Consider the following 25,010-nt stretch of genomic DNA (forward strand, 5'->3'; position numbering starts at 1 on the left):
CTTCTTTTATTAGTGGGCACTTAAATATTCTGCAACACCATTTCTGTTGGCGTTCATTGCATCTTTACCTTCTTCCCAGTTAGCCGGGCAAACTTCACCATGTGTTTGAACATGACTGTAGGCATCGATCAAACGAAGATATTCTTTAACGTTTCTACCAAGCGGCATGTCGTTGATGCTTTCATGGAATACTTTACCAGTTTCATCAACTAAATACGTAGCCCTGTAAGTAACATTAGAACCAGAGAAAGTTTCGTTTCCTTCTTCATCGTATTCGATCTCTTGCTCCACTATACCTAAAATGTTAGACAAATGTCTGTGTGTATCAGCAATGATAGGATATGTTACGCCCTCGATACCACCATTATCTTTAGGTGTATTTAACCATGCAAAATGAACTTCGTTTGTATCACATGATGCACCAATAACAATTGTATTTCTTTTTTCAAATTCAGGCAATGCTTCCTGGAAAGCATGAAGCTCTGTAGGACAAACAAATGTGAAGTCTTTAGGGTACCAGAATAACAAAATTTTGCTTTGCTTATTTACTGCTTCTTCAAATATATTAATTTTCAAATCATCACCCATTTCAGACATTGCATCAATGCTAACGCTAGGAAATTTTTTACCAACTATTGCCATAATTATATTTCTTTTAATATTTAATTTGGACAAAGGTAAGGCTATTGATCTTCACTGGCAACGATATTTGAGTAAAACAAGATACTTAATGTTGATGCCTATATAGAGAAAATCTATTAACATTTGAAAAACTATAAGGCCCACCTTCTATTGATAACTGCGCGGTTACCTGGTAATTCTACCCGTCTTGTCTACGATAACGTTAAATGGGTTATTGTAACTATTAAGGAGGGCGGAGAACTCTCTTCTTGTAATCACTCTCTTTTCATCAAATGAAGATTTAAACCCATAAAGCTTTTTCCAATTTTTCACAACCTCGGCCTTAGTGGTTTCTGGTTTTTTACTGCCGGTATAGCAAATCAAATCAAGGGTAGAGCCAATCGTCATTTGTTCGCTTTTATAATCATCAAACCAAATCTGGGCTTTATAAAAGTAGTCTTTAAACGGCTGTCGGATTTCTTGCGATGAGACCTTACTTTCAGGATTAAAAAAGGCCTTCCCACCTTTAAACTCTGCCTTTAATATTCCGCTTAAGCCAACAAACTGGATTGCTTTCCAATTGCTATCGAGATCTGTAACATCGGTAAAAGGGATTAATGACAATTTAAAATTGATCAGCTCGCCTTGTATGTTCTTCAAGCCAGATTCTGATGTCTTTCTATTAAAAAAAGCTGCGTAAGCTGCTGTTGCACCCGCGGCCTGCCCTGCAGAAAAGTGCTGGTTTGTGCAATCTAGAGCAATTAGGTTGTCTTGCTCGGGTATCATAAGTTGATAGAGCGAAAGTATGGAGGCGTCCTGATCTCCATTGTAGCAGGAGGAAATGCTGGTTCTATACAAATTATCTGTATAATTTAATGGTTGCCATTTGGCGGCAGGGTATTGGAATTGCAATGCTTCCTTCAGTTTTCCAGATTGATCTGCATCAACAAGGATTTTTGCTTTTATGGCCTTGCCGTCCTTTAACTCAACAACCCATCCACCCCCAGATCTTTTAAATTTAGTCCAGGATGCATTTTTTGTAATTGTGAGGTTCTTTATTGTGTCCGTCCACAATTTCAACAAATCGTTTACATTGCTCTGCAAACTATTTTTCTTAGTCGCTTTCAAAAAGTCTCGCTCCATTCCGGAAGAGGCATTTGTATCAATTGCCGCCAAATTAAACCCAGCTTCTGTTAATAATATGGTAGTGCTTACACCAGATTTTGCAGATTGAACACCAGCTCCTATGGCATTAATTCCATTTCCGACCACCAACACTCCTGTCTTTAATGTTTGTGCCTTTGCTGATGCAAAACACATGACAGCCACCAAAGCGCTAAAAAATCCCCGTTTCATTTCTTGTTCTGTTTATAAGCGCAATATCCTCTAATTTCAAGTTATTTACGACTTTTAATAGTTTAGATTTTTTATTTTAACCTAATTTAACAGTTCGCCTAATAATAGCAGTTATAGGGCTTTATAGTGAATTTGCTTTTGGGTGAATAGTATTAGCCGATTTTAACAGATGTCATTGTTAATGAGCCTCCAACTACTTTGTCGTTAAAAAGAATAACTGAATCCTCTTCACTTTTTAAGCCAAGTGTATACATAAGTGGCAAATAGTGCTCTGGTGTGGGGATTGCCAACATGGCTTCTTTACCGAGAGACTGATAGGCGATAAGCGGCTGATGTGAATTGCTTAAAATTAAGCGCTTAAATTTATCATTGATTTCTAAAGCCCAGTCGTAACCACCTCCATTGATCATCTCCCAGCTCATAATCCTTAAATTATGAACCATATTGCCACTGCCAATAATCAAAACCCCTCTTCTTCTCAGCTGATAAAGTTCTTTAGCGAGATCGTAATGGTATCTGGCATCTTTTGTATAATCAATACTTAACTGTAAAACGGGTATATCGGCATTAGGATACATATGCCTAACCACCGTCCAGGCCCCATGGTCAAGACCCCAGTCGTGGTCCAAACCAAGCTCCACTCCAGTTAATATTTTTTTAGTCTCCATCGCCAAATTTGGAGATCCAGGTGCAGGGTAGGAAACATCAAATAATTCCTGAGGGAATCCGCCAAAATCATGAATTGTTTGAGGAAAATCCATTGCAGTAATGTGAGTTCCTTTTGTAAACCAGTGCGCAGAAACCACCAATACCGCATTTGGCTTAGGAATATCTTTAGCCATGCCAGCCCATTGCAAACTAAACTCATTGTCCTCTATCCCGTTCATAGGAGATCCGTGACCAATAAATAAAACCGGCATTAGACTTTCCCGAGTGGGGAAATTGGAAGTAATTGCTTTGAACTGGGATAGACTTGACATTACATCAGATAAAAAGGCTTCGTGAGTGGGATAACCACGAAGCCTAATGGTTATTATTTTGCTTTTGCAAATTCAAGATTTAGGGAAATCTTAACGTCTTTACCGACGCTTGCTCCACCTGCAGCCAAATCGTAATTTATATTGTAATCAAAGCGATTAATGGTTGTAACGGCCGAAAAACCGGCTTTTGTAGTGCCCATGGCATCTTTCGTTCCACCGAAAACAACCGCGAACTTTACGTCTTTAGTTACGTCACGAATGGTCAGTTTACCGCTTAGCTCATAATTATTTCCACTTAACTTTTTAAAAGCTGTGCTTTCAAAAGTCATGTTAGGATAGGTTTCTGCATTGAAAAAATCGTTAGATTTTAAGTGGTTGTCTCTTTGTTCCACATTGGTACTGATACTGTTTACATCAACTGTAAAGCTAATTTTAGCATCAGTAAGATCTGGTTTTGCCGCTACAACGGTGCCGTCAAACTTTTTAAAAGATCCATCTACAAAAGAAATCCCTAAATGTTTTACAGAGAAATTTACAAATGAATGTGCTGGATCTATTGTCCACTTGGTTTGAGAAAAAGCGGCTGTGCTGATTGAAACAGCAACAAAGAATAAGAATATTTTTTTCATGCTTATGAATTGATTTATTACAAAGTTAAAATGAATGCTATGCTCCAGAGTTGATGTATGGTAAGAAATAAACGGTCTACTTTAAAACATTGAATAAATTAAACTCAACACGAGCTAGGTACATATTACGCGTGTATCTATTTTCCAGATCGCCGGCAATTTCAAAACGATATCCTATATCAATTCTTGTTTTGCTATTCAGCACCATCTGCACTGCAGGCGCAAAGTCTATATAAGACCTGCCATTTAAAGGGTTTGTTTTCCCCAAAAGTTCAAAGTAAACATTAAAGTTGGGCTGGTGATAATCTTTATACACAAAAGGGAATAAAAGATATCCTGAAGACAAGCTATATGACAACATCTGATCAGGATGATCCTGATTTAACAATTGCTTATCCCCATTGCCGAAGGATTTCGCATAGCCCAAAGATGAAGAAAGCGCAAGTTTATGAAGGAGTTGTGTAAATACCAACCCGCCCTGAATTCCACTATTGTCTCCTTCCAGATTAATATCCTGCGTATAGGTTGACCTATTGCTTTTGCTTATCCTTGCAAAAGCCGATGCCCTAAAATGTCTCTTTAAATTATCGTTAGTCAGAAATCTGTATTTTGCATAAACACTCCCTCCCTCAAATTTATAACCACCATCCATATCGGAGAAAAAAACTTGAGCGTGTGTCATCAGGTTTTTGTTAAACCCGATCATTACCTCAGGAATAGTTCTCGAAACGAAGGTTTTATTAGTCATACCCTCATTTGTTAGCCTAATTCCAATAGATTTTGATGGCATGTTACTTGCCGGCTCAGAGAACACAAACAGTTCTTGTGATTTGCTGATGTTGCTCCCTAAGAGCAACATCAGCAGTAAAGATAAATACTTCATAACGCGCTGTTAAATAACAACGTGATAAATCCTGGTCTTTATGCCTTTAACCATTCCATAGCCACTTTGATAGCTCCCTTCCTTAAATTGGGTCGCCTTTTGTTTGAATGTAGCAGATGGAACAAAGTTCTTGTCAACTATCGTCACTTTAACCTCACCAGTTAGCATTTTATTTTTACCGTTTAGAAATTTATAGGTATCCTGACCTATCTGTAATTGTCCACTTTCGTCTGCTTTTACATCGTTAAGATTGAACGTTGCGGTAAGATTCCCTACAGAAAATCCTGCATCCTGAACTTTCTTTTTGATCAGGTCTATATTTACCGCCAGGTCCTTTTTAAACTTGATCGTAAATACATTGGTATTCAGATCAGGCTTTATAGACTCCACAAAACTTAATGTTTTAAGAGATTTTTCAGTAGCCTGTGAGCACATGGAACAGGTAAGTCCGTTAACTTGAAGGTCTGCTGTAGAAATCTGTTGTGCAAATAAATGATTAAAGGGGGCTGCCAATAAAAATAGCAGCAAATATTTTATAGTTTTCATGATAAATTCTGTCTAAATAATTTTTAAGTAATAACAGTAACCCAAAGGTTATCCGTAAAAAAGATTTAGGACAGGTCTAATTCCTGAAAATGCAATTGAAAAGGTGGAGAGATATAATGGATGATAGCGGAGGGGCTTTATTAAAAGCCCTCAAAGGCAACCCAAAAAATGTTTTAGAGATCAAAACAGAGAATTGCTGTCCCAAGAATAATTGAATGCTATAATCAGTCGGCAACTTCACTTTAAACCCAAGCTGATGACTATCTTTTATCTTCGCCTCTATTGATGTGGTTTTACAACAGTTGTGTTCCTTCTTTACTTGCTGGTCTTCTTTGCAAGCCGGACAAATAGCTTCCTCAACAATCTTTATGGAAGACAATTTCCCGCTGCAAAAATGCATATTGACAGCCACCCCGATCATGGAGATCAGATAAAAGGCACACAATGCCGCAGCTATCTTTTGTTGAAATTTCAATTTATCCTTGCAATTAAACTATTTCTATCAATTAAAGCACAACTAGTTAATCGATTTAACAAAACTACGGAAAAATTATTGTTAGTTATTAGGTGTACGGGTTGATAGCAAGTAAAATATTATCTTAGCCATTCTTACAATTGTATTCATGAAATCTTTGGCAATTTTTATTTTCTGCTTCCTCTTCTCTACCGGTTTAACAGCCAAACCACCCAAGCATAAATACGTGAGGATAAAAACTGATCTGGGAGAATGTGTAGTTATGTTGTACAATGAGACACCGTTGCATCGCGATAATTTTATTAAACTAACAAAAAAACGTATCTATGATGGTGTTCTATTTCATCGTGTTATTAAGAGCTTTATGATACAGGGAGGTGATCCCGATTCTAAGAATGCAAAAAGCGGAATGCCACTTGGCGAGGGTTCATTGGGATACACCATTCCCGCTGAATTCAGAGATAGCCTCTTTCATAAAAGGGGGGTAATCGCAGCTGCGAGAGACGATAATCCCGAAAAGGCGTCGAGCAGTTGTCAATTTTATATTGTTCAGGGAAAAGTTCTTGACGATGAAAAATTGAACGTCATTGAACGCGACAGGCTTAAATCCAAGATACCAGAATGGAAAAGGACAGTGTATAAAACTCTTGGTGGAACTCCTACTCTTGATGGTAATTACACCGTATTTGGAGAAGTAGTGATTGGCTATGAAATGGTTGAAAATATAGCAGCCGTAAAGACAGATACCAACGACAGACCTATCTCCAATGTTCAAATGAAAGTTAGTCTTCTTAGTCGCCACCAAGCAAAAAAAATTGAAAAACAATTAGTAAAACCATTATGAAAATCATCTCCTATAATGTAAATGGAATCCGCTCTGCATCAACTAAAAATTTCTTTGGGTGGTTGCAAGCTACAGATGCAGACATGGTATGCTTACAAGAAGTTAAGGCATTACCGATCCAAATCCCAGAAATATTAGCTTTAATAGAACAGCTAGGATACCATCATTATTGGTTTCCTGCAGAAAAAAAAGGATATAGCGGGGTGGCAATACTCACCCGAATTAAACCAAATCATGTTGAATATGGTTGCGGCGAAGAATGGATTGATAAAGAAGGTCGCATTTTAAGGGCTGATTTTGATGATTTCTCACTGATGAGCCTTTACATGCCATCTGGTTCAAGCGGCGAAGAAAGGCAAGTAAAAAAATATGAGTTTATGCGCTTTTTTGATGTGTATATAGCCGAATTAAGAGCATCTTTCCCAACACTAATCATCTCTGGCGACTATAATATCTGCCACACGGCACTGGACATTCACAATCCAAAATCAAATGCCAACTCATCTGGTTTTTTGCCTGAAGAAAGGGAATGGATGGACTTGTTTCTTAAAAATGGTTTTATAGATACGTTTAGATATTTTAATAAAGATCCTCACCAATATACCTGGTGGAGTTTTAGAGCAAATTCCAGGGCTAAGAATCTTGGTTGGCGGATTGATTACCACCTGGCAACAAGTCCGATGCTGGATAAGTTAAAGAGTGTTAAAATCTTGCCGGATGCCATTCATTCAGATCATTGTCCAGTATTGTTAGAGCTTAATCCTTAAATCTATAAGTTGCTGTTGGCGTAATGCACACATTAAGCCGTATATCATATTGATCTGTATCTTCAATATCCGAAACTGGCTCAAAGAAACATAAGCCAACTTTTAAGGTAGCTATATTTTGAAGGTAGCGGTCGTAAAAGCCTTTTCCATACCCTACTCGGTACCCTTTCTTGTCAAACGCCAGCAATGGTACAATCACCAGGTCAACTTCACCCTGGTACTCTTTACCCTGTTGAGGTTCCGGTATATGGAAATGATTTTTCTTTAGCATCCCTTGTCCTTCATAAACAATATTTGTCATTGACGAATTCTCGAAATCTGCCCTTGGAACAACAATCTTTATTGCGGGATAGTTGTTATTGATCCATTGTATGAAAAGAAATGTGTCTGGTTCTTTCTTTTCGACAATTGGGAGAAATATATGCAAGGTAGAAATGTCCGATAAATCAAGTAAGCTAAATTGCTCAAGCATTTTCAAACTATAGGTTTCGATCTGAGTGGGCAATAGTTGCCTCCGCTTCTCCTTTATGATAACTCTAATTTCATGCTTATTCATCCTTCCAGCTTAGTTTTTACAGTAAGACCTTTTATACAATAAACCTATAAAAAAAAGATGGCTTCGGGAACCACTCCGAAGCCACAATCAACCTAAACCTAAAACTTAACTATGAAAACTCTTATTTTACTCTTTCTATCTAATCACCTTTGCGGTTGTCAAAGCGAATTTTATCTCCTTGATTAATAAGCATAGGCTCTTTTATTTCTATTCCTGTTTCAGCCCTGGCATATTACCGTTTTGTTCTTCCGATACTTTTGCCATTATAATTGAAAAATGTCAAACAATATTGCCTTTTTTTCGTGCCGCAAAGGTATAAACTATTTATTAATTACACAAGAAAAATCTAAAAATAAGTTGCCCCTTCTTAAAATTGCGCTTTAAGCATCTTGAAAGATAGTTACATGCAATAAATTTGTTATTTATAATCCGTGATTTGAAGGAATTGATCACAAAAAGAATATTCTGTCTCTTGGTTAGAACCAATAATCACCAAGCGGTTAGCAGTAAATTCTTTTATTAAGTCGTGGTACCAGGCAGCACCCTGAGTATCCAAATTAGATGTTGGCTCATCTAAAATAAGGATTGGTGTGGCTGAACAACAGGCAAGCAACAACTTGGTTCTTTGTTTCATTCCTGAAGAGAAGTATTTTAAGGCCTTATCCTGCGAGCGTGCCAGTCCCAGCAATGAAAGTAGGTCTTTCCGTTCAATAGCAGGGTGTACCTCCTTAAACTTGAAATGGAAATCTATTGTTTCTGATAGCGTGAATTCTTCAATAAGATCCAAGTAGGGCGCGGCAAGGCTGATGTGCTTATAAATAAGCTGTACTGGTACTATTTCCTTATCAGTGTAATTAATTTTGCCTTCAGAGGGCGACAAACTGCCCATCAGCACACTCAATAAGGTTGATTTACCTGATCCATTCGGCCCGAGTATTGCGTACTTTCCATGGGGATTAAAGGAATAATCTATACCTCTAAAAATCCACTCCTGATTAAATCTGCGTCCTATTCCTTGAAGTGTGATTTCCATTGATTTGGCTAGCTTCCAGAGCCAAAGCCTTTCATTACTCCTCTATTGGAGTTTCTGATGAAATCTACAATCTCATCACGTATTTCCGTAGGCTTAAACTCCGCCTCAATCATATCCAATGCTTTGGTTACATTATTATGCTTTACAAACAATACGCGATAAATCTCTTGTATCTCATTTATTTTTTCTGAAGAAAAGCCTCTTCTTCTAAGCCCCACAGAATTTATACCCGCGTAAGACAATGGTTCTCTTGCTGCTTTAACATAAGGAGGAACATCTTTTCGCACCAGCGAACCTCCGGTAACAAAGGCATGTGCACCAACTTTTACAAACTGATGTATTGCCACAAGGCCTGCCAATACTACATAGTTTCCTATCGTAATGTGACCTGCCAGTGTTGTGCTATTAGAAAATATACAGTAGTCACCAACTTCACAATCATGCGCAATATGAGAATATGCTTGAATTAAACAATTGCTCCCAATTACCGTTTTCCATTTATCCTTAGTGCCCCTGTTAATAGTTACGCACTCTCTGATAGTTGTGTTATCGCCAATTTCCGCTGTAGTAACCTCACCGGCAAACTTTAAATCCTGTGGAATACCTGAAATAACAGACCCAGGAAAAATCCGGCAATTTTTACCGATCCGGGCACCGTCCATGATCACTACATTTGATCCGATCCACGTTCCTTCGCCAATCTCAACGTCTTTATGTATAACTGCAAATGGTTCAATAACAACGTTATCTGCAATTTTTGCCTGTGGATGTATATACGCTAATGGTTGTATCATGCTGCGGGTTCGCTATCTTTTACTTTTACTATTTGTGCCATCATTTCGGCTTCAACAACAACCTTTCCGGCTACCATTCCAACGCCTTTCATCTGGGCAATTCCTCTTCTTATTGGCTCCATCAAATCACACCTAAATACTATGGTATCTCCCGGAGAAACTTGTGCCCGAAATCTTACATTATCTATTTTTAAGAACAAGGTAAGATAATTTCTTGGATCAGAAACTGTACTTAGAACAAGGATACCTCCTGTTTGTGCCATTGCCTCTATCTGTATCACCCCTGGAAAAACAGGAGCTCCAGGAAAATGTCCTTTAAAAAACTCTTCATTCATCGTTACGTTCTTCACGCCAACAACATGTGTTTTTGAAAGTTCCAGTATTTTATCAATAAACAAAAACGGCTGTCTGTGCGGCAATATTTCCATAATCTGAACCACATCATAAAGTGGTTTTACAGATGGGTCATAAACATGTTGCGTTTTTTTGTTCTTTTCTTTTTTAATAGCTGCTTTTATCTTTTTAGCAAAAGCAACATTAGCGGCGTGACCAGGTCTTGCTGCCATAATATGGCCTTTCAGGTGTACGCCAACCAGTGCAAGGTCTCCAATCATATCAAGCAGTTTGTGTCTCGCCGGCTCATTTTGATACCTTAATTCCATGTTGTTAAGTATACCCTGTGGAGCAACCTCAATGGCTGTCCTGTTAAATATCTTAGCAAGATGTTCCAGCTCCTCTTTTGTTACCTCCTTATCTACTATAACAATGGCATTATTCAGGTCTCCGCCTTTAATCAGGTTATTTTGAAGCTGGTATTCCAGCTCATGTAAAAAACAGAAAGTGCGACAAGACGCGATTTCTTTTTTAAACTCTCCAATACTCGAAATTCCGGCATGCTGACTACCCAATACAGGTGAATTATAATCGATCATACAGGTAAACCTGTAATCGTCAAGAGGCATTGCTACAATCTCAACCTTTCTATCAGGCTCAGTATAAGTAATGTTATGTGGAATTTGAAAGTATTCTCTATCCAAATCTTGTACTTGCACTCCAGCATTTTCAAGTGCTTCCAGAAATAAAATAGCACTTCCATCCATGATTGGAGTTTCAGGGCCATCAAGCTTGATCAACACGTTATCCAGATCCATACCAACCAGCGAAGCCATTACATGCTCAACGGTACTCACACTCGCTCCATTTTGAGAAATCGTCGTTCCTCTTGCTGTATCTGTTACATTATCGCAGTCCGCATCAACTATCGGGCTGCCCGGCAAATCTATTCTTTGAAATTTAAATCCATGGTTATCGGGCGCAGGGCAAAATGTAAGGGTAACATTTGCTCCTGTATGCAGTCCTACACCTTGTACTGAAACCTCAGATTTTATAGTTTTTTGCTTAACGTTCATTATTGCTTTGATGTACTATTCTCTTTCTCAATTATGTTATTTAACTCCTCGGTCGTGGCTTCAAGTGCGGCCACTCTTTTTACAATTGCAGGCAATTGCTTAAAGATCACTGAGGCCCTCATCCAATCACGTAACGGTTGGGCGGGGCTACCGTGCCATTGTTTATTTTCTTCTGTAGTGTTGAAATTTATTCCTGCCTGAGCACCTATTTGTGTGCCCTTAGCCAACGAAAGGTGTCCGGCTATGCCAACCTGGCCACCTATTACAGACCTTTCTCCTAGCTTAGTGCTTCCTGAAATTCCAGTTTGAGCGGCCACTACACTGTGCTCCCCAACATCAACATTATGGGCAATTTGTATCAGGTTATCCAACTTTACACCTTTGCGGATAAAAGTAGATCCCATTGTAGCCCTGTCAATTGTGGTATTGGCTCCAATTTCCACATCGTCTTCTATCACCACATTTCCAATCTGTGGAATTTTAGAATAAGTGCCATCCGGTTGTGGTGCAAATCCAAACCCATCACTACCTATTACGGTATTGGCATGAATCATAATCCGGTTTCCCAGGACAGATTTATTATAAATCTTTACCCCCGGATAAATGGTACAATCATTACCAATCACAGCATCTTGTCCAATACTTACCTGAGACATGATCTTGGTATTATCTCCTATTTCTACATTTTCAGAGATGTAGGAGAATGCGGCTATGAATACGTTCTTCCCAATTTTCGCAGTGGTATGGACAAAGCTTGGTTGCTCAATTCCAGATTGTACGTTCAGTTGATTAACGGCTTCATTATATTTTTCAAGCAATATAGAAAAAGCACTATAGGGGTCTGCGACTCTAATTAGCGTGCTTGATATTTGTTGAGCGGGAACAAAATCCTGCCGAACAATAACAATTGAGGCATTACTGGTATATAAATAGCTTTCGTATTTTGGATTGGACAGAAAACACAATGAGCCAGCCTGTCCACTTTCTATTTTTGAAAGCTCTTCAACCTTAGCATTTTCGTCCCCATCTACGGTCCCGTTTATAAACTCGCTTATCTGCTTGGCAGTAAATTGCATTTTACAAAGTTATATGTTAAATTGATATGAACAAATAAACCTAAACAGGTCTGTCTATATGGTGTTGTGTTAAGAACTCTAAAAACGGGATTAAAATCTAATTATTTTGTTAAAAAGTGCTAAATGATTCTAGGATAACATAAAATATACTTTTTAACGGTCCTGTCCAAAGATTCTAAGTTAGATAAATCTGATGCTTTTGCAATATCTATTGTGGTGTTATTCTTTAATAAAATATTGATATTACTATCTCCTGCATTGTATGCCCTATTGCTAATCACATCCGTAAATACGAAGAACTCTGTCTCTTCTGCTGTTAGTCCTAAAGATGTCGCTGCATTTTCTTTTAGGCGAATTACCCTCGATTGATCAGGAGGTGCCGTTGTGATCTCCACTTTATAGAGGTTTCTGTCTGTCAGCATTTTGCAAAGGGTAGAAAGTATTTTATCGGTATGTAACCGCCAAACTTTAATGGAAGTAAAGATGTCCTGATCATCAAGCTGGGCAAATTGTACAATATGATCCTCTGAATTGAAAAACTCTTGTTCAGATATATCATTTAAAAGAAAATGATTTAATGCCGGCGTAGCAAATAGTTGTTCTTGGTTCATGGTAAGTTGTTTTGCCCTTTTCAAAATTTTCACCAAAACCTGTTCGCCTGCAATTACCGTCTTATGCAAATAAACCTGCCAGTACATCAATCGTCTTGAAATCAAAAAGTTTTCAATGGAGTAAATCCCCTTTTCTTCAATAACCAGGTTATCATCCAGCACATTTATCATTTTGATGATCCTATCGAAACTGATTACGCCTTCGCTAACCCCAGTAAAAAAACTATCCCGATTCAGATAATCCATTCTATCTAAATCCAGCTGTCCGGAAACTAGCTGTGTCAGGAAGCTCTTATGATATTTACCTTCAAATATGGTAATGGCTTTGGTTAACTTTCCGTTATGTTCTTCATTTAACTTTTGCATCAACAGCTTGGAAATATCCTCATGCCTTATGCCATTGACCAACGAATTCTCGAGAGCATGAGAAAAAGGACCATGACCAATGTCATGCAACAGAATTGCAATTTTTGCAGATTCTTCTTCTTCTTTGTCTATCTCATGTCCCTTTCCACGCAGTACATCAATAGCCAGACCCATCAGGTGCATCGCACCCAGTGCATGATGAAATCTGGTATGCAGCGCTCCTGGATATACCAAGTGCGTCATACCCAACTGCTTTATGTATCTTAAGCGTTGAAAGTATGGGTGTGCAATAAGGTCAAAAATCAGTTCTGAGGGGATAGTAATGAATCCGTATACTGGATCATTAATTATTTTCTTTTTATTCAATCCTTGCAAAATAAATTATACGGTACAAAAATTGCTATTTTTATCGATACTAGGAAAGTATCTAGTTACTTTGAAGATTTAATTTAAATTATAAAAACATAGAATGCAGGAAATAAAGATCCTATGGGCAGATGATGAAATCAATTTATTAAAACCACATATTTTACTCCTAAATGAGAAGGGTTATCACGTTACCACATTTACCAATGGTAATGATGCATTGGAAGCCTTCGGAAAAGAACACTTCGACCTTGTCTTTCTTGATGAAAATATGCCTGGGCTGACTGGTCTTGAAACGCTTACTGCCATCAAAAACATCCGAAATGATGTCCCAGTGGTGTTGATCACAAAGAGTGAAGAGGAAAACTTAATGGAAGACGCTATAGGCTCTAAGATAGACGACTACCTCATTAAGCCGGTTAACCCTAAACAAGTTTTGCTTACCATTAAAAAAATCATAGACAATAAGCGACTGGTCAATGAAAAGACATCCATGGCCTACCAGCAAGACTTCAGAAGGCTGGGAATGACCCTGAATGATAAACTGAGTTATGAAGAGTGGGTGGATGTTTACAAAAAACTAGTGTTTTGGGAACTCGAGCTGGAAAAACTGGACGACCCACAAATGCATGAGATTCTAACCATGCAAAAGTCAGAAGCCAACCTTCAATTTTGCAAGTTTATTGAGGATAACTATTTAGGTTGGTTTAATGGAAAAGAAAAAGCACCACTTCTTTCAAATGAGTTGTTAAAAAAGAAGGTGTTTCCGCTAGTTGGAAGCAACACACCTGTGTTTTTTATTTTGATAGACAACCTGAGGTATGATCAATGGAAAATTATTAATCCATTAATTACTGAGCACTTCCGTTTGGATGAAGAAGATACCTATTCCAGTATTTTACCAACGGCAACACAATATGCCCGTAATTCTATTTTTTCCGGATTAATGCCTTTGGAAATGGAAAAACGTTTTCCAACACTTTGGCAAAATGACGATGATGAAGGTGGCAAAAACATGCACGAAGAAGCATTCTTAGCAGACCAAATCAAAAGAAGTGTAAGAAAGGATTGTAAGTTTAGTTACCATAAAATCTTAACCTACGATGATGGTAAAGCGCTAAATGAGCAACTCAATAATTTAATGCAGAATGAGTTTAACGCTATAGTTTACAACTTTGTAGATATGCTTTCTCATGCAAGAACTGAGATGCAAATGATCCGTGAACTTGCAAATGATGATGCCGCATATCGCTCCTTAACCCTTTCCTGGTTTGAACATTCGCCCTTAATGGAGCTGCTTAAAAAATTATCGCAAAAGAAAGTAAGGGTGGTCATTACTACAGATCATGGAACCATCAGGGTAAAACATCCAAGCAAAGTAATTGGCGACCGCAATACCAATACAAATCTTAGATACAAACAGGGTAGGAATCTTAACTTTAATGCAAAGGAGGTTTTCCTTATTAAAAATCCACACGAGGCCCAATTGCCAAAAATCAATATCAGTTCTAATTACATTTTTGCAAAAGAAGACCGCTATTTCGTCTACCAGAACAACTATAACCAGTTTGTTAACTATTATAATGAAACTTTCCAACATGGGGGTATCTCTTTGGAAGAAATGATTATCCCAATAGCAATATACAGTAGCAGGTAAATATGGTCATTGAAGTAAATAGCATTGCCGATATAAAAAATGCTGCAGAGGAGCTGGCTCCTTTAATCAGGAAAAACAAGATTTGCCTTTTTTATGGTGATATGGGGGCTGGTAAAACTACCCTCATTAAATCCATTTGCACAGAGCTTGGCGTTACTGAAACAGTAAGCAGTCCTACTTTTGCGCTGGTTAAAGAATATCATACCATTGATCTGGTCATTTATCACTTTGATTTTTACAGAATTAAATCGGTACAGGAAGCATTTGATATTGGGTACGAGGATTACTTTTACTCAGGGGATATCTGTTTAATTGAGTGGCCTGAAAAAATTCAAGAACTTATTCCTGAGGAAAGAGTCGATATAGAAATTACAGTAATTGACCAGGAGAAACGAAAGCTTAACGTCAAAATCTACAATTGATAACTAGTCATATCCAGTTATTTTTAGTAATTTAAAACCAAAATTATTCTATAACAATGGCAACAGGATTACGTGAAGGCATGGCGCAGATCGCTCAAAAAGGTTTACTACAGCCTCAGGAAACCTTGTCAGAATTAAATAAGAAAAGCGGCAGTCTCCATATTGGCATTCCAAAGGAAATCTCATTCCAGGAAAACAGAATTGCATTAACTCCGCTATCCGTTGCTTTACTTGTTAATAACGGCCATCAGGTTGTTATTGAATCGGGTGCCGGCAATGGTGCAAATTTTTCTGATAACGATTACAGTGAGCAGGGTGCCTTAATCTCCTTTGATAAAAAGGAAATCTTTAACGCAGATATCCTTGTTAAAATTGCGCCACCTACGCTTGAAGAGATTGCGCTTATGCATAAAGGGCAAACATTGATTTCAGCATTGCAAATGGGCGGTTTAAAAGAAACCAGCCTCAAAGCATTAATGAATAAAAAGATCAATGCCCTGTGCTTCGAAAACCTGCGCGACGAGGGAAATATCTTAAGTGTTGTACGTGCAATGAGCGAAATTGTAGGCGCCACTTCCATTTTTATAGCAGCAGAATATTTAAGCAATGTTACCGGTGGAAAGGGTTTAATGCTGGGCGGTTTTACAGGAGTACCTCCAACAGAAATTGTCATCTTAGGCGCAGGAACCGTAAGCGAATATGCGGCAAGAACTGCGCTATCCCTTGGTGCTGAGGTTAAAGTTTTCGACAGCTCTATTTACCGGTTAAGGCGACTGCAAAATAACCTTGGTAGTCGTGTTTTTACGTCTGTAATGCAGCCCATCGTTTTAGAAAAGGCGATCACTACTTGCGATGTAGTGATTGGTGCCATCAGGGCTTCTCACGGCAGAAGTCCTTGTCTTGTAACAGAAGAAACCGTAAGCAGGATGAAACCAAACTCAGTTGTTATCGATGTAAGTATTGACCAGGGAGGATGTTTTGAAACCTCTGAAGTCACCAATCATAAAGACCCTGTATTTAGAAAACATGATGTTATACATTATTGCGTTCCTAATATAGCATCGAGAGTTCCAAGAACCGCATCTTACGCGCTTACCAATATCTTCACCCCAATATTGGTAGACATCGGTGAAATGGGTGGTTTAATGGGCGTGGTTTGGAGCAAACCCGGAATTAGAGACGCGTTGTATATTTACCAGGGTCATCTTACCAATAAAGACTTGGCCACCCGCTTTAATATCCCGTATAAAGACATTGAACTGCTCGTTGTATCAAACCAGTAAGAGTATGCTTAACGATCAATAATTCTCGTGGATGTAAGTCATAATTCTTGCCATCTCTTTTCTAACCGTAGCAGTTGGCATTACAAAATTGTTATTTAAAAAAGAGAAAAGATAAGTCTTTCCGCTTTTGGTCACCACGTACCCACTCTGGTTATGTACGTAAGCCATTGTTCCGGTTTTGCCAAATACAAAAGGCTGATCGGTTTTAGGATAAGCATTCTTTAATGTGCCTGTCATTCCTCCTGCAGGTAGCATGGAGTACAATTTTTTAGGGTTATTAACCTCCTTATAGATGAGCTCCAGTAGTTTTATCATACTTCTGGGCGTAACCAGGTCATACCTTGATAATCCAGAACCATCTGCCCATATAAATCGATCTGGTAGGGATGACAGGTATTCTTGTTGGATATGGGTTATTGCCTTTTCTGAGCTTAATTCCTGACCAAGCTGATTGGAATAAACAAGCAGCAGTTGCTCTGCAATAAAATTATCACTTGGCAGCAACATCTCTTTAAATACCTCGTCTGATTTAATCCCATAAAAAGTTTTTGCCTCCCGAGGCATCTGCATAGCGATGGTCTCTACTGGCCTGCCGAGTGTATCTGACAGGAGCTTTATTGTTGTAGGCAAACTTACCTTATAAGGCACCTTTTGATTGTAGTTTGCAGGCAAAGCAACTGCTGGGGTAGTAAAAATGTTTTCTGTAAATGCCCTGGTAACGGAAAAAGAAGGTGCCTTAACTGTAGCATCTATAACCATTTTATCTCTAAAATAGCCGGGCGAGACCGCAAGCTTTCCATTTACACTTTTCAAGTCTACCAGGTTGTCGGCAATTGGGAATTCATTAATTTCAGCCTGGTAATAATCATTATAGTCATCCCATTGCCAGCCCTTTCCATAAAAACTTCCGGTATATCTTCCCGGGGCAAAGAATAATTTCTTATTGCTGTATTTTAAGAAATTAAATGTTTTTACCGCTTTAAGTTGGCTCTGCAAAAAGGATGGGTCGCCTGTACCCCAAAAAATCAAAGAGTCGCCTTTTTCAACATACCTTAAGGAAGGGATGGAATCTGGTACCATCTTCAGTCCTGCATAAAATGTAAACAGTTTGGTATTAGATGCGGGTGTAAAATATTTTTCAGCATTCCTTTCAAAAACCATATTTCCAGTAGCAAGGTCATACAAGGCGAATCCTGAATAATATTGTTTAAGTACATCAGATTTTTTAAAAATATTTCCTAACTTATTCCCCATCTGCCGATCTGCAGCGCATGAATACAGAAATAAACAAAGAACACATAATGACAACAAAATGTGGAAACTCTTTTTTACCATACAAAAATCTTTACCCAGCACTAATTTATTAAATTAGTTCAATGATTCTGCCTCAGCGTGTTAATAAGTTGCATTTGATTGGCTTGTGCTTATTTTTTGTCTCGTGCTGTTTTGCCATTACCACTGCATCAGGACAGCAATTTGAGTTTAAAGGTAAGCGGACTAAAAACCGCATCAGTTTCAATCTCATAAAAAACCTTGTTATCGTACCGCTGTATATAAACGATGCCGGTCCATTCAATTTCATTTTAGATTCCGGCGTTTCGCCAATGATCATCACAGATCCAAAAATAATAGTGGGAATGACCTTAAAGAATTTACGCCATACCAAAATAAATGGCTTAGGGAAGGGGCCTGAAATTGATGCTTTGATTACCAGTGAGCTTTCCGCCAGGATTGGTAAGTCGACAATCGTGAATATCCCCACAGCCATTTTAGAAGAAGATATTCTGGGTCTTTCCAACTACCTGGGCATTAAAATACAAGGCCTTATTGGCTACTATTTTTTTAAAAGCTTTATCGTAAACATAAACTACTCCACAAAAACACTATTGTTTCAACTCAGCTCCAGAAAGCCAAAAATTAAAGGAGAAAAAATACCCATTGAACTCATTAACAATAAACCCTACACCACTATAGAAACTGAAATCGATGGGTTGGGAATGCTGCAGGCTAAAGTTATTGTAGACAATGGAGCTGGACATGCCATTTCTTTAGAAACTTATAAAGACAAACCTTTTCCTGTTCCAGTGCAATCTTTTGATGCCAACCTTGGAAACGGTCTTAGTGGCCCCATCAGTGGTAAAATTGGTAGAATTGAATCTTTAAAGATTGGTAGTTATACCTTCAAAAATGTAATCTCCTCCTTTCCTGTATATGAAGAAGCGGCAGCAAAGGCATTCTTTTCCAATAGAAATGGGAATTTAGGTGCCGAGCTTTTAAGCCGGTTTAATATCACATTCGACTATGAGAACGATGCGATTTACATCATCAAAAACCATAACTTTAAACTGCCATTTGACCACGACATGTCTGGTCTGGAAATATTTGCCGACAATACAGCAAAGCAGCGTGTATTTGTTGTTAGGATAGAGCCGGGATCGCCGGGAGAACAGGCTGGGATTAAAACAGACGATGAAATACTTGCCATAAACTTTGTCAATACAGAGAAAATGAACCTGGATGAAATCACCAAATTGCTCCGATCTCAAGATGGCAAGACAATTTTCTTTACCCTAAACAGAAATGGCGAGGTTATTTTTAAGCCCATAAAACTGAAACGCAGAATATGATTTTATCCTTTAGATTAGCTTTTATACTCCCCTTTTTATTCCATTTCAGTTATGGTCAAAATATAGATTCAACAATTACCCATCATTTTCATAACAAGGATCTTTTTGGCAGCAATCAAAACACTTAAACCTACAAGTCAAGGTTATATTTCTTCCATATACCTTGATGGAGGGGGTTCTACCATGCTATGGGTTGACGGTTTTCCAGACAACGGAGTGATCAATTATCCTATCGACAATAAAAATAGACCATTATGGAGAAAGAAGTGTTTCAAATGTGATCCTTTTGAAGAAGAAGCTTTAAATTTGAGGTTATGCAAGTGTCCCAATTAACAAGAGGCTTAATTTTTTGTATGCTTTCCTTTTTCATTTCTTTCAGCAGTTGCCAGAGCGATGCTCAAAAAGAAAAGGAGCAAATTAAAATTAAAGAAAAAAAGATCGGTAAAAAGCTGGATTTTACCCCAATTCTGGGAATAAAATACCACGAAGTAAAACGAAGGTTTAGTACAGGGCTTTCGTTTAATGAAATGGGCTTTGAACAGGAACCAACCTGGATCATTCAGTTCAAATCCAACGATACAGTAATGGCATGGAGTCCGCAAAAGCTGCGCATGCAGCCCTTTTTCCTATTATTTGATCACGGGAACGTGTATAATTTTGCTAAAGAATACTTCCGCATCAAGAAAATAACTAAGGATAGTCTGCTGTTTCAGCGACTACACCTAAAAGGAAAAGAAATAATGAGCGACATCAGTTCTGATGTTAACATTGTTTATTACAGTGATGACTATATTAAAAACACGCTTAAAACCACCCCAGCCTTGTTGCAGAGACCTACTGCTGCAGACACCTCCTATATCAAAGGGCTCATTGCAAAATCAAATACAGACCCTTTCAACCCAAAGATGGCTTTCGCAGGGAGAGAGCCGGTCGTTTTTACCCCACTTAGCTCAATTGTACATGCTAAAAAGATTTCTACGGTAAACAGACTCATCGGCAGAACTGAAGCTTACGATTACTTATTCCCAAAATACCGGCTCGAAATTAATAAGGCCTATCAGGAATTCGCCTATGAAATATCTGCAGTAATTGATCAAAAGGGAGGGGTACACTTAATCGATCTCTATTATATTGAGCCTGAATTTCTGGAAGCCAGAAAAAAAACGGTGCAAGGAATCCTTGATGTTTATGTAAAGAACCTTTTTAAAGTAACGCCAGGCAAAACGCTAGGAATGCCGCACTCTACCGAAGTCAAACTGGTTTTGGTAGGAAAAAAGCAATAATATGCTCTTAGACAAACTCTTATAAAAATTAATAAAAGATATTTTTGCATTTTAATAGAAAAATAATATGTACATTGCACACTTAATATTTTAATAAATAATACAATGCAAGAAGGAACAGTAAAATTTTTCAATGTAACTAAAGGTTTCGGATTCATTATCCCTGCAAACGGAGATAGCGAAATCTTTGTACATTCAACAGGCCTTATCGATGAAATTCGTGAAAACGACAAAGTTGAATACGAAGTTGAAAGCGGTAAAAAAGGGTTGAATGCGATTAATGTTAAAGTAATCTAGATTATTAAAAACATAAATTGTACAGAGGATGACTTAACGGTCATCCTCTTTTTTTTTGCCCTAATTTCAGCCTATTATTAACTACCCTGCCTCTGGTTTAAATCGGGTCAAGTTCTTCAGAGGTTATGTGTTTGTTCAGACCTTATTCACACCTTGTTCACAGCAAAGCCACATTCAGGTACTTTTTTGTGAACAAAGCGTGAATAAGGTGTGCCTGAGGTGAGAATTTGCATACTACCAAATAGGTACTTTCCCTTTACTTGTCCCGACCCATAACCTAACTTGGTATATGCAAAAATGCAGTTGAATTATCAATAAAGTTGTGCTTATTAATTAACTTTAGCAATCATCCAAGCCTATGGACAGTAATTACTCACATCTTGTTGCCAAAATAAATGAGTTCACCAAAAAGTTTTATCTCAATAAGCTTTTAAGGGGAAGTATTTATGCTGCAGCAACGATGTTGGCGTTGTTCCTTTTCCTTTTTGTGCTTACCTATTACCTCAATCCGGGCATTGGTACCAAAACCGTTCTCTTCTTTGCCTTTATAATCGCAGATGTGGTCATGATTTTTATATGGATCATTAAGCCTTCCCTGCTGTATTTCAACTTAAGAAAAAGTCTGACCATAGAGGAATCCGCCAGGCTTATTGGTGGCCACTTTTTTAGCGTACAGGACAAGCTGTTGAACACTCTGCAGCTTAAAGCCCTGGCAGATCAAAATCCGCACAACAGTAGCCTGATCCTTGCCGGTATAGACCAAAAGATTAACGAATTAAAGCCCATTCCCTTTGCCAGTGCCATTCGCCTTGCAGACAATAAAAAATATGTGCGGTTTGTCCTTATTCCATTATCCATCATTGTACTAATCGGGCTGATTGCCCCCGCTATCCTGAAAGAGGGGTCCAACAGGTTTGTACAATATGACAAAGAGATTCTACCAGTAGCCCCTTTTAACTTCCGCCTTTTAAATAAGTCGTTACAATTTGCGCAGGGCGATGATGCAGTGGTTAATTTAAAACTGACGGGCGATCAGATCCCTCAGGAGGTTTACATCTCTGAAGGTGTGAATAGCTATAAGCTGGATAAACAGGGCAAAGTAAACTTTAGTTACACGTTTAAAAACATTCAAAAGAGCAGGAAGATCCAGTTCTTTGCAGGCGGTTTTAATTCCGTTTCTTATACTGTAGAAGTGAAAGCAAAGCCGGCAATATTAAGCATGACTGCCGATTTAAAATACCCTGCCTATCTCCATAAAAGATCAGAAACGATTCAAAATGTCGGAGATCTGCTGATTCCAGAGGGCACAACAGTGACGTGGAACATCAGTACTGAAAATAGCTCCTCATTAACATTTATTTTAGGAAAGGAGAAATCAGGACTTAACCCGGTTGATCACCTTTATACCTTTAGCCGGATGATAAGGGGGGACATCGGCTATACGATTAGTCCGAAAAATCAATTTGTATCTGGCAAAGATTCCATTAACCATCGTATTAACGTGATCAGGGATGAGTTCCCATCTGTAAATGCCACTGAAAAGGCCGATTCGCTGAGCAGTAAGGTGCTTTATTTTTCAGGAAATATTGCCGACGATCATGGTTTTAGTGCGTTGGCATTTATTGTAAATATCAAAGAAAATGGCGTTTTAAAGGGAGTAACTAAAAAGTATATCCCAGTTAAAAAAGATCAGCGGGAAAACTCCTTCTTCTATGTGTGGAACATGAAAAATGATACGCTCAAGGCCGGACAATCGCTGGAGTATTACTTCCAGGTGTGGGATAACGATGGGGTTAACGGGGCCAAGACCAGCAAATCGGACATTAAGGTTTTTGAAGTTCCGTCTGTCCAGCAGATCAACAATAAGCTGAATGAGGGCAGTAAAAACCTTAAACAGCAAATGGAAAAGGCCATTAAACTTGCAGGTGATGTAGAAAAGGAGACAAAGAAACTGAGCGAAACCCTTTTGGATAAGAATCAGTTGAGTTTTGACGATAAAAAGCTGGTTGAGCAATTGCTGGACAAACAAAAGCAGCTAGATGAGGCCGTTAAAGAGATTAAAGAACAAAACGAGAAGAATACTTTCCAAAAGGAAGAGAACAATGCATTAAAAGAAGAGCTGGCTGAAAAACAGAAGAAGATCGATGAGCTGTTTAACAATGTACTAGACGAAAAGACTAAAACACTGCTTAAAAAGCTTCAGGAACTGATGGATGAAGAGAATAAAGATCAGACACAGAATGAGCTTTCTAAAATGCAGATGGATAATAAGTCGCTCAAGAATGAGCTTGACAGGATTCTAGAGCTCTATAAACAATTGGAGTTTGAGCAGAACCTTCAGAACAACATTGACCAATTAAAAGCGCTTGCCAAAGAACAAAAGGATTTGGCCAAAAAAACGGAAGCTAAGGATAGCAAGCCTTCCGATTTAAAAGCACAGCAGAATAAGCTGGCTCAGGATTTTAAAAACTTAAAAGAAGAGCTGGATAAAATAGGGCAAAAAAATGAGCAATTGGAACATCCCAATGATTTCAAGAAGCCCGAAGAAGAAGCCAAAGAGGTTGCAAAACAACAACAAAATAGCACCAACAAACTAGAGAAAGAAGATAAGAAAGAAGCCGCAAAAAGTCAGCAAAAGGCTGGGGAAGAGTTAGAAAAGATGGCTCAAAAGATGGAGGAGATGCAAAAAGAATCATCAGAAACTCAGAGTTCTGTTAATGCTGAAGCGCTTAGGCAGTTGCTGGAAAATCTACTAAAAACTTCTTTCGATCAGGAAAAAGTAATGCTTGCCCTAAAAAACATGAACACCAGTGATCCATTATATACCGCCAATGTGCAGAAACAGCGGGGTATTAAGGATAACCTTAAGACCATTGCCGACAGTTTATTTACACTCAGCAAAAGGGTACCGCAGATTGAAAGTGTGGTTAACGAAGAGATGCAGAAGATCAATTTGAACGTGGATAAAGGATTAGAAAATCTTGGCGAACGAAATACTCCTGCCGCGAACCGCAATCAGCAATATGCCATGACTTCTATTAATAATTTAGCGCTTATGCTGAGCGAAGCTTTAGATCAACTTCAAAAAGCAAAGAAAAATGCAAAGGGCGGAAAAGGAGGCAAAGGGAGCATGAAACAGTTGCAAGAGATGCAGCAACAACTCAACAACAGCATGCAAAAGGCACGTGAGCAGATGCAACGCGAAGGGAATAGTGGAAAGCCGCAGAAAGGGCAAATGAGTCAGGAGTTTGCTAAAATGGCCCAGCAACAGCAAATGATTAGAGAAGCCATGCAAAAGCTGAACCGCGAGCAAAGTAAAAATGGTAAACCGGGCGCTAGTGATCTTAGTAAATCTATAGAGGATATGAAGGCCACGGAAACGGACCTGGTCAACAAAAAGATTGTGCAGCAGACTTTAGACAGGCAAAAGAAGATATTGGATAACATGCTGGATGCGGAAAAGGCAGAAAGAGAAGAAGACGAAGATGACAAGCGGGAAGCAAAAGCAGGGAAAGCGTTCCCTCCATCCTACAAAAAGATGCTGGAGCAATTTAACAATTCCAAACATACTGAGCAGGAATGGCTTCAAAAACTACCTCCAGATCTTAATTACTATTACAAGAACAAAGTAACAGAATATTTTAAATTGTTAAATTCGCCGAAAAAATAAGCGTCATGTCAAAAGGGACTATCAATTTCTTTACTGAAGAAACGAATTACAAGCTGAAACAAAAACGGGTATTGAAAGCATGGATTCGCACTGCAATAACTGCTGAGGCTTATCAACTAGATGAATTGAACTTTATTTTATGCTCAGACGCTTATTTGCTGCGCATGAACCAAGATTACCTTAAACATGACACTTATACCGATGTCATCACATTTGACAACTCTGAGGTCTTAAAATCGATTTGTGGCGATATCTTTATTAGTATGGATCGTGTTAAAGAAAACGCGGGTATGATAAGTGTGGCTGTTACTGAAGAGTTAAGCCGCGTAATGATACACGGGACTTTGCATTTGTTGGGCTATAAAGACAAGTCCAAACCAGCGAAGGCATTGATGACAGAAAAGGAAGACTTCTACCTGAGCAAGCTTTCTGATACTCAGCAGACGGTATAGAATTTAT

25 protein-coding genes and 1 pseudogene are annotated in these 25,010 nt (G+C 38.4%); 11 read left to right on the forward strand and 15 right to left on the reverse strand.

Annotated elements, in window-relative coordinates:
- Window positions 1-9: 9 nt before the first annotated feature.
- From ACVWYN_RS01665 to ACVWYN_RS01695, 7 genes are all read right to left on the reverse strand, one after another.
- Window positions 10-642 (reverse strand): redoxin domain-containing protein, encoded by a 633-nt coding sequence (locus ACVWYN_RS01665; RefSeq protein ID WP_457287080.1) that lies wholly within the window; start codon window positions 640-642, stop codon window positions 10-12.
- A 165-nt stretch (window positions 643-807) separates the two neighbouring features.
- Complete coding sequence (locus ACVWYN_RS01670; protein WP_457287081.1) at window positions 808-1,977, reverse strand: hypothetical protein; 1,170 nt, start codon at window positions 1,975-1,977, stop codon at window positions 808-810.
- Window positions 1,978-2,129: 152 nt separating this feature from the next.
- Window positions 2,130-2,957, reverse strand: coding sequence for a 4,5-DOPA-extradiol-dioxygenase (ygiD, locus tag ACVWYN_RS01675; protein ID WP_457287082.1), 828 nt, complete (start codon window positions 2,955-2,957; stop codon window positions 2,130-2,132).
- 53 nt (window positions 2,958-3,010) lie between these two features.
- The gene (locus ACVWYN_RS01680; protein WP_457287083.1) at window positions 3,011-3,586 is read right to left on the reverse strand and encodes a YceI family protein; all 576 of its coding nucleotides are present in this window, start codon (window positions 3,584-3,586) and stop codon (window positions 3,011-3,013) included.
- 76 nt (window positions 3,587-3,662) lie between these two features.
- Window positions 3,663-4,469, reverse strand: coding sequence for a hypothetical protein (locus ACVWYN_RS01685; protein WP_457287084.1), 807 nt, complete (start codon window positions 4,467-4,469; stop codon window positions 3,663-3,665).
- Between the two features lie 9 nt (window positions 4,470-4,478).
- Window positions 4,479-5,015 carry a heavy-metal-associated domain-containing protein gene (locus ACVWYN_RS01690; RefSeq protein WP_457287085.1) on the reverse strand — a complete coding sequence of 179 codons (537 nt, stop codon included), beginning with the start codon at window positions 5,013-5,015 and terminating at the stop codon, window positions 4,479-4,481.
- Between the two features lie 76 nt (window positions 5,016-5,091).
- Window positions 5,092-5,490 carry an HYC_CC_PP family protein gene (locus tag ACVWYN_RS01695; RefSeq protein ID WP_457287086.1) on the reverse strand — a complete coding sequence of 133 codons (399 nt, stop codon included), beginning with the start codon at window positions 5,488-5,490 and terminating at the stop codon, window positions 5,092-5,094.
- 148 nt (window positions 5,491-5,638) lie between these two features.
- Between ACVWYN_RS01695 and ACVWYN_RS01700 the strand changes: the two genes are divergently transcribed.
- Window positions 5,639-6,334, forward strand: a complete 696-nt coding sequence (locus ACVWYN_RS01700) for a peptidylprolyl isomerase (protein ID WP_457287087.1) — start codon at window positions 5,639-5,641, stop codon at window positions 6,332-6,334.
- Window positions 6,331-7,101 (forward strand): exodeoxyribonuclease III, encoded by a 771-nt coding sequence (locus ACVWYN_RS01705; protein WP_457287088.1) that lies wholly within the window; start codon window positions 6,331-6,333, stop codon window positions 7,099-7,101. Before ACVWYN_RS01700 ends, ACVWYN_RS01705 begins: the two co-directional genes overlap by 4 nt.
- Here the strand turns inward: ACVWYN_RS01705 and ACVWYN_RS01710 are convergent.
- The 7 genes and pseudogenes from ACVWYN_RS01710 to ACVWYN_RS01740 all read right to left on the reverse strand — a co-directional run bounded on the left by ACVWYN_RS01710 (window position 7,091) and on the right by ACVWYN_RS01740 (window position 13,312).
- A complete protein-coding gene (locus ACVWYN_RS01710) occupies window positions 7,091-7,657 on the reverse strand; it encodes a 5-formyltetrahydrofolate cyclo-ligase (RefSeq protein ID WP_457287089.1) in 567 nt (188 codons plus the stop codon). The two genes, ACVWYN_RS01705 and ACVWYN_RS01710, sit on opposite strands and share 11 nt — an antisense overlap.
- Window positions 7,658-7,796: 139 nt before the next feature.
- Window positions 7,797-7,874, reverse strand: a pseudogene (locus tag ACVWYN_RS01715) (elongation factor P); the annotation flags it as partial.
- Window positions 7,875-8,075: 201 nt separating this feature from the next.
- Window positions 8,076-8,690 (reverse strand): ABC transporter ATP-binding protein, encoded by a 615-nt coding sequence (locus ACVWYN_RS01720; RefSeq protein WP_457287090.1) that lies wholly within the window; start codon window positions 8,688-8,690, stop codon window positions 8,076-8,078.
- Window positions 8,691-8,698: 8 nt separating this feature from the next.
- Window positions 8,699-9,484, reverse strand: coding sequence for an acyl-ACP--UDP-N-acetylglucosamine O-acyltransferase (gene lpxA / locus ACVWYN_RS01725; RefSeq protein ID WP_457287091.1), 786 nt, complete (start codon window positions 9,482-9,484; stop codon window positions 8,699-8,701).
- Window positions 9,481-10,893: a bifunctional UDP-3-O-[3-hydroxymyristoyl] N-acetylglucosamine deacetylase/3-hydroxyacyl-ACP dehydratase gene (locus tag ACVWYN_RS01730; protein ID WP_457287092.1), complete on the reverse strand. Its 1,413-nt coding sequence runs from the start codon at window positions 10,891-10,893 to the stop codon at window positions 9,481-9,483. The genes lpxA and ACVWYN_RS01730 overlap by 4 nt, the downstream gene beginning before the upstream one ends.
- A complete protein-coding gene (lpxD, locus tag ACVWYN_RS01735) occupies window positions 10,893-11,969 on the reverse strand; it encodes a UDP-3-O-(3-hydroxymyristoyl)glucosamine N-acyltransferase (RefSeq protein WP_457287093.1) in 1,077 nt (358 codons plus the stop codon). The genes ACVWYN_RS01730 and lpxD overlap by 1 nt, the downstream gene beginning before the upstream one ends.
- A 119-nt stretch (window positions 11,970-12,088) precedes the next feature.
- Window positions 12,089-13,312 (reverse strand): HD domain-containing protein, encoded by a 1,224-nt coding sequence (locus ACVWYN_RS01740; protein ID WP_457287094.1) that lies wholly within the window; start codon window positions 13,310-13,312, stop codon window positions 12,089-12,091.
- A 103-nt stretch (window positions 13,313-13,415) separates the two neighbouring features.
- Here ACVWYN_RS01740 and porX point away from each other — a divergent pair, with 103 nt between their 5' ends.
- From porX to ACVWYN_RS01755, 3 genes are read left to right on the forward strand one after another with little or no spacing between them, the layout of a single operon-like run.
- Window positions 13,416-14,969, forward strand: coding sequence for a T9SS response regulator signal transducer PorX (porX, locus tag ACVWYN_RS01745; protein WP_457287095.1), 1,554 nt, complete (start codon window positions 13,416-13,418; stop codon window positions 14,967-14,969).
- A 2-nt stretch (window positions 14,970-14,971) separates the two neighbouring features.
- Entirely contained in the window at window positions 14,972-15,391 is a 420-nt protein-coding gene (gene tsaE / locus ACVWYN_RS01750) for a tRNA (adenosine(37)-N6)-threonylcarbamoyltransferase complex ATPase subunit type 1 TsaE (protein WP_457287096.1), read from the forward strand.
- A gap of 56 nt (window positions 15,392-15,447) precedes the next feature.
- The gene (locus tag ACVWYN_RS01755) at window positions 15,448-16,674 is read left to right on the forward strand and encodes an alanine dehydrogenase (protein ID WP_457287097.1); all 1,227 of its coding nucleotides are present in this window, start codon (window positions 15,448-15,450) and stop codon (window positions 16,672-16,674) included.
- 15 nt (window positions 16,675-16,689) lie between these two features.
- Here ACVWYN_RS01755 and ACVWYN_RS01760 read toward each other — a convergent pair whose 3' ends face one another.
- A complete protein-coding gene (locus tag ACVWYN_RS01760) occupies window positions 16,690-17,928 on the reverse strand; it encodes a D-alanyl-D-alanine carboxypeptidase/D-alanyl-D-alanine-endopeptidase (RefSeq protein ID WP_457287098.1) in 1,239 nt (412 codons plus the stop codon).
- A gap of 122 nt (window positions 17,929-18,050) precedes the next feature.
- Here ACVWYN_RS01760 and ACVWYN_RS01765 point away from each other — a divergent pair, with 122 nt between their 5' ends.
- The 6 genes from ACVWYN_RS01765 to ybeY all read left to right on the forward strand — a co-directional run bounded on the left by ACVWYN_RS01765 (window position 18,051) and on the right by ybeY (window position 25,003).
- The gene (locus tag ACVWYN_RS01765) at window positions 18,051-19,301 is read left to right on the forward strand and encodes an aspartyl protease family protein (RefSeq protein ID WP_457287099.1); all 1,251 of its coding nucleotides are present in this window, start codon (window positions 18,051-18,053) and stop codon (window positions 19,299-19,301) included.
- 105 nt (window positions 19,302-19,406) lie between these two features.
- The gene (locus tag ACVWYN_RS01770) at window positions 19,407-19,634 is read left to right on the forward strand and encodes a hypothetical protein (protein WP_457287100.1); all 228 of its coding nucleotides are present in this window, start codon (window positions 19,407-19,409) and stop codon (window positions 19,632-19,634) included.
- Window positions 19,635-19,654: 20 nt separating this feature from the next.
- The gene (locus ACVWYN_RS01775) at window positions 19,655-20,584 is read left to right on the forward strand and encodes a hypothetical protein (RefSeq protein ID WP_457287101.1); all 930 of its coding nucleotides are present in this window, start codon (window positions 19,655-19,657) and stop codon (window positions 20,582-20,584) included.
- Window positions 20,585-20,689: 105 nt separating this feature from the next.
- On the forward strand, window positions 20,690-20,881 hold the full coding sequence (locus tag ACVWYN_RS01780) for a cold-shock protein (RefSeq protein ID WP_410882657.1): 192 nt from the start codon (window positions 20,690-20,692) through the stop codon (window positions 20,879-20,881).
- Between the two features lie 358 nt (window positions 20,882-21,239).
- Entirely contained in the window at window positions 21,240-24,551 is a 3,312-nt protein-coding gene (locus ACVWYN_RS01785; protein WP_457287102.1) for a DUF4175 family protein, read from the forward strand.
- A 5-nt stretch (window positions 24,552-24,556) separates the two neighbouring features.
- Complete coding sequence (gene ybeY, locus ACVWYN_RS01790) at window positions 24,557-25,003, forward strand: rRNA maturation RNase YbeY (RefSeq protein ID WP_457287103.1); 447 nt, start codon at window positions 24,557-24,559, stop codon at window positions 25,001-25,003.
- The last annotated feature ends 7 nt before the right edge of the window (window positions 25,004-25,010 follow it).

The organism is Pedobacter sp. UYP24 (assembly GCF_054057295.1).

What these genes read in the sequence shown, in the direction of transcription:
- ACVWYN_RS01755 (WP_457287097.1), top strand. Translation starts at nt 15,448, where the DNA reads ATGGCAACAGGATTACGTGAAGGCATGGCGCAGATCGCTCAAAAAGGT.
- lpxA (WP_457287091.1), bottom strand. Translation starts at nt 9,484, where the DNA reads ATGATACAACCATTAGCGTATATACATCCACAGGCAAAAATTGCAGAT.
- porX (WP_457287095.1), top strand. Translation starts at nt 13,416, where the DNA reads ATGCAGGAAATAAAGATCCTATGGGCAGATGATGAAATCAATTTATTA.
- ACVWYN_RS01730 (WP_457287092.1), bottom strand. Translation starts at nt 10,893, where the DNA reads ATGAACGTTAAGCAAAAAACTATAAAATCTGAGGTTTCAGTACAAGGT.
- ACVWYN_RS01705 (WP_457287088.1), top strand. Translation starts at nt 6,331, where the DNA reads ATGAAAATCATCTCCTATAATGTAAATGGAATCCGCTCTGCATCAACT.
- ygiD (WP_457287082.1), bottom strand. Translation starts at nt 2,957, where the DNA reads ATGTCAAGTCTATCCCAGTTCAAAGCAATTACTTCCAATTTCCCCACT.
- ACVWYN_RS01690 (WP_457287085.1), bottom strand. Translation starts at nt 5,015, where the DNA reads ATGAAAACTATAAAATATTTGCTGCTATTTTTATTGGCAGCCCCCTTT.
- ACVWYN_RS01760 (WP_457287098.1), bottom strand. Translation starts at nt 17,928, where the DNA reads ATGGGGAATAAGTTAGGAAATATTTTTAAAAAATCTGATGTACTTAAA.
- tsaE (WP_457287096.1), top strand. Translation starts at nt 14,972, where the DNA reads ATGGTCATTGAAGTAAATAGCATTGCCGATATAAAAAATGCTGCAGAG.
- ybeY (WP_457287103.1), top strand. Translation starts at nt 24,557, where the DNA reads ATGTCAAAAGGGACTATCAATTTCTTTACTGAAGAAACGAATTACAAG.
- ACVWYN_RS01780 (WP_410882657.1), top strand. Translation starts at nt 20,690, where the DNA reads ATGCAAGAAGGAACAGTAAAATTTTTCAATGTAACTAAAGGTTTCGGA.
- ACVWYN_RS01710 (WP_457287089.1), bottom strand. Translation starts at nt 7,657, where the DNA reads ATGAATAAGCATGAAATTAGAGTTATCATAAAGGAGAAGCGGAGGCAA.
- ACVWYN_RS01670 (WP_457287081.1), bottom strand. Translation starts at nt 1,977, where the DNA reads ATGAAACGGGGATTTTTTAGCGCTTTGGTGGCTGTCATGTGTTTTGCA.
- ACVWYN_RS01685 (WP_457287084.1), bottom strand. Translation starts at nt 4,469, where the DNA reads ATGAAGTATTTATCTTTACTGCTGATGTTGCTCTTAGGGAGCAACATC.
- ACVWYN_RS01665 (WP_457287080.1), bottom strand. Translation starts at nt 642, where the DNA reads ATGGCAATAGTTGGTAAAAAATTTCCTAGCGTTAGCATTGATGCAATG.
- ACVWYN_RS01720 (WP_457287090.1), bottom strand. Translation starts at nt 8,690, where the DNA reads ATGGAAATCACACTTCAAGGAATAGGACGCAGATTTAATCAGGAGTGG.
- ACVWYN_RS01775 (WP_457287101.1), top strand. Translation starts at nt 19,655, where the DNA reads ATGCTTTCCTTTTTCATTTCTTTCAGCAGTTGCCAGAGCGATGCTCAA.
- ACVWYN_RS01765 (WP_457287099.1), top strand. Translation starts at nt 18,051, where the DNA reads ATGATTCTGCCTCAGCGTGTTAATAAGTTGCATTTGATTGGCTTGTGC.
- ACVWYN_RS01700 (WP_457287087.1), top strand. Translation starts at nt 5,639, where the DNA reads ATGAAATCTTTGGCAATTTTTATTTTCTGCTTCCTCTTCTCTACCGGT.
- ACVWYN_RS01785 (WP_457287102.1), top strand. Translation starts at nt 21,240, where the DNA reads ATGGACAGTAATTACTCACATCTTGTTGCCAAAATAAATGAGTTCACC.
- lpxD (WP_457287093.1), bottom strand. Translation starts at nt 11,969, where the DNA reads ATGCAATTTACTGCCAAGCAGATAAGCGAGTTTATAAACGGGACCGTA.
- ACVWYN_RS01680 (WP_457287083.1), bottom strand. Translation starts at nt 3,586, where the DNA reads ATGAAAAAAATATTCTTATTCTTTGTTGCTGTTTCAATCAGCACAGCC.